Consider the following 4,233-nt stretch of genomic DNA (forward strand, 5'->3'; position numbering starts at 1 on the left):
GACTATATTAAACTTAGACAATTGTCTCTTACTTACAGTATTCCTAAAAAGATATATACAAAACTTAAAATGTCAAATGCCCAACTCTCTTTGGTGGGCAACAATATTTGGCTTATTTATGCTGATAAGCGCTTGAACGGACAAGATCCGGAGTTTTATGCATCTGGCGGTGTTGCTATGCCTGTTGCCAAGCAGTATACTTTATCGTTAAAATTTGGATTTTAATAAGAATAGATTATGAAACTACATAAAATATCAGTTATCCTGTTGGGCCTTGTTCCATTTGTTTTACCATCGTGTAAAAAATATTTAAACGAGGCACCAGATAACAGAACAGAAATCAACTCCGTAGATAAGGTAGCTCAATTGGTTTCTACTGCTTATCCTACCTACGATTATTTAACTTTTACGGAATCTTCATCTGATAATGCAGAAGATAAGGGGGTAGGGATAGGAAGTACAAATGAGATGTTTGATCTGCCTTATGCCTGGATTGATGTAATTGGCGCGCAAACTAATTCAACATCCAACTACTGGAATGGTTGTTATGAGGCGATAGCGGCCGCCAATCAAGCATTGGAGGCCATTGAAAAACAAGATCTGGGTACAGCCGTGCTGCCTTATAAGGGTGAAGCGCTAGTGGCCAGGGCTTATGCACATTTTATGCTGGTGATGTTGTATTCGAATCCTTATGAAATTGGGGGAGCAAACAGCTCTCCAGGGGTTCCTTATATTACTGCACCTGAAACTAAGGTCATTGTGCAGTATAGCCGTGGCACGGTTAAATCTACCTATGAAAAAATAGAACAGGATTTGGAAGAGGGAATAAAACTACTTTCTGCCTCGGCTTATAAAGTGCCTAAATTCCATTTTACACCTGCTGCAGCCCATGCTTTTGCTGCTCGTTTTTATTTATTCAAAGGGGAGTGGCAAAAAGTAGTGGACCATGCAACTTTAACGGTTCCTGGAAATGATTTTGTAGGTAATATGCGTCCTATTACAACTACTTTAAAGGATATGACCGGGGAGGAATTCAATGCTGCATTTAATTCCAGCTCGCAAAAGTACAACCTCTTATTGTCTAATAATTATTCAACTTACCATTATCAAAATGCCCCAAGACATGGGTACGGGGCTAATCTGGTAAAAATGTTTACCAGCACAAATGTAACAGGTAAAATTTTGGCTAATAGGGTACTGTCGTATGGTGTGCCAAACTACACAACCTACAAATACAAGGGCTATTTCTTCAATACCGGACCGGGGATTGGTTTTCCCTACCTGACTTCAGCTTCATTTACTGTTGACGAGGCAATAATGAACAGAGCAGAGGCTTATGCTGAACTCGGGCAATTTGATGCGGCTCTTAAAGATATTAATGATTTCTATAGTGTAAGGACTAACGGATATAACCCCGCTACTGATGCAGTAACACTGGCTAAGATTAGTGCATTTTACAGCATATCTGATCCAAAAGAGGGTTTGGTGAAGACGATACTGGATGCTAAGAAAGCAGAATTTTTGCAAGAGGGCATCAGGTGGTTTGATATTATACGGCGCAGGCTCACTGTGGTACACAATAATTTTGATGCAACAGGTCTGGAGACATTTACAGAATTAAAGCCCGAAGATAAACGGAGAGTTTTTCAATTGCCAAAAGAGGTTAAATTATCAGGTATAGAATTAAACCCGAGATAAATCGAATATTATGAAACTTATATATAAACTTTTATTTTTTGCTGCTTCTGTTACGACTGTGATTGGATGCCGAAAAACGGAAAATCTTGATGTAGATTATAGTAGTTTTAATGCCGACAATCCGCAGACCAACACCGCATTGGACCAATGGCTGAAAACAAACTTTTTGGATGCCTATAACATAGAGGTAGTATACCGTTACAATAGGTATTATCATGGAAATACGGCTAATGTTACCCCAAATAAACTGGAGGATATTCAACCGACGATGCAGGCTGTACTGGATGGATTTATAGGCCCATATAGGAAAGTTGCTGGAGAGACATTTTCTAAAAAATACATTCCTAAAGAATTTGTTTTATTTGGTTCCTACGCTTATGCGGATTCCAACGATCCGGGCGTAGCAGGGACAGCTGCCGGCGGGAGAAGGATAACCTTATACGGACTAAATGATTATGCCCCACTACCGGATGGTGCCTTCTATTTTTGGGACAGGCAAAGAATTATGCATCACGAATTTGGTCATATCCTGAATCAGATTATTCCCATTCCTACCGATTTTGAAAGTATCTCTAAAGGTTATTATAAACAGCCTTATAAGGATACGCCTATTGATTCAGCACATAAGAATGGGTTTGTGACCAGTTATGCCAGTGGAGTGTCTACAGAGGATTATGCAGAGACGATCAGCTGGTTATTGATTAACGGACAGGTATGGTATGACAATTGGGCAAATACGGCATCTGCGGCTGGTAAAAGCAGACTAATCCAAAAGGAACAAAATGTAATTACCTACTATAATAATTTAGGGATAAACTTTAAAGAATTACAAAGAGAAGTGCAGTTGTACATGAAAAATACACTGAGCCTGAATGAATCTAAATTTCCTTATTGGTTAACAAAAAAAGTATTTACTTCGATGTTGCTGGATTTGAAATCAGATGTTTATTTAAAATATGGTAGTTCAGATGTTTTTAACCAAGTCTATAATCAGGTAAAAACAGCCGTGAATGCACTGCCAAATTATGGATTAACATTCAATTTCATGAAAATCAATTTTACTTCTGCTACCACGGTCAATCTGCAGATTAGTTTTAACCAGGGAACAAATGCTTATGTCGCGGATTATCCTTTCAATATGAATGTGAGCTCCGCTACAGGAGAAGTTAATTTTACCCCAAATGGACCATGGACAGGAAATGCGACTTTGCTTCAGACGTCTGTACAACCTATGCTGGATTACCTAAGCAACAATACATTTGTAGCGGACTGGCTTCCGGTGAGTATTAATGCAGATAACTATATGAAATATGGTGGTTTCTCGGTAAAGGGTAGCCCTGCAAGTTATTTTTATGGACCATTAGCTTATTAATTTATTTAAGACAAAATGAAGAGATTATTATTTTTTATTGCACTCTTATCATTATTGATGAGTTGCAAAAAAACATCCTACGTTGCTAAATTTGATAAGACGCCTCAGGAGCGGGTTGGGGAGCAGATGGCTTTGGTTTCTAATATATTAACATCCGCTGAAAATGGCTGGATTGCCTCTTTGCCTACCAGTGCGGGAGGTGGGTATGGTTTTTATGTGAGTTTTGATAAAGATCAAAATGTGAAAATGTATGCTGATATGACAGACCAAAGTGCTGCGGAGGTAGGAAAGTCGTATTACAGGATAAAACAGGATATGGGTACGGATTTGGTTTTTGATACTTATAATTACATATCAATGTTGGACGATCCGGATTCAAAAGTTATGGGAGGAGCAAGTAAAATAGGGTATAGTAGTGATGTTGAGTTCATCTATGACCGCTCAACGGCAGACAGTATCGTCCTTATTGGAAAAAAATACCGACAGCCTTTTAAACTGATTAAAGCTACTGCAGCACAAAGAGCCATTTATGAGGCAGGGGGATATAAAACAGCGATTAATAAATTTAAGAATTTTTTCGCTACAACTAAAAACCCTTATATAGAGCTGGCCTCTGGTAATGCCACACTCAAGATTGGGATAACACCTAATATGACAAATGATCTTGATAATGGTAAGAGAGTAGATTTTACAGGAGTTTTAGCGGACGGGACTACGGTTGCCTCGAGTGCTGAGAAATTTAATTTTACACTGGATGGTGCTACAATTCTTAATAAAGGCCTGGTTTTTCAAGGAATTAGTTTTGTGAAATTTGTTTGGAAAAACGAAACTACATTAGCTGTGTATGATGCGAGTGGAAAAGAATATATCCTCAAAAGCTCACCTACACCCTTGGTTCCGCTTTATCAATTGTGGGGCAGTAAATACAGTGGAATGCTTTCTGAATTTAAGACCATTTATAAGGGAACTTCTGCTAATGGTGCTGCCATTTTAAATTACTTTCACAATAACTTGACGACTTCGGCGGTTACAGGATATGTGTTTAATTATGGACGTATAAATTTTGTATGGAATGTGGTCAACAAGAGATTGACGATTAATGCACATACCAGTCAAAGTGGTGGAGCAAGTACCTGGGTAACGACTTCGACCTATAATTATAC

General features: G+C 38.5%; 4 protein-coding genes. All 4 read left to right on the plus strand.

The window, feature by feature from the left end; all coding sequences use genetic code 11:
* On the plus strand, positions 1-225 hold a 225-nt coding region (locus DBR11_RS29750; RefSeq protein ID WP_158275383.1), incomplete at its 5' end, for a hypothetical protein.
* Between the two features lie 12 nt (positions 226-237).
* The gene (locus tag DBR11_RS25815) at positions 238-1,698 is read left to right on the plus strand and encodes a RagB/SusD family nutrient uptake outer membrane protein (protein ID WP_108555454.1); all 1,461 of its coding nucleotides are present in this window, start codon (positions 238-240) and stop codon (positions 1,696-1,698) included.
* A 10-nt stretch (positions 1,699-1,708) separates the two neighbouring features.
* The gene (locus DBR11_RS25820; RefSeq protein WP_108555455.1) at positions 1,709-3,070 is read left to right on the plus strand and encodes a substrate import-associated zinc metallohydrolase lipoprotein; all 1,362 of its coding nucleotides are present in this window, start codon (positions 1,709-1,711) and stop codon (positions 3,068-3,070) included.
* Positions 3,071-3,085: 15 nt separating this feature from the next.
* Positions 3,086-4,233: DUF4302 domain-containing protein (locus DBR11_RS25825; RefSeq protein WP_199233966.1), on the plus strand; the 1,148-nt coding region annotated here is incomplete at its 3' end.

This window comes from Pedobacter sp. HMWF019 (genome assembly GCF_003061025.1).
Taxonomy (GTDB): Bacteria; Bacteroidota; Bacteroidia; order Sphingobacteriales; family Sphingobacteriaceae; genus Pedobacter.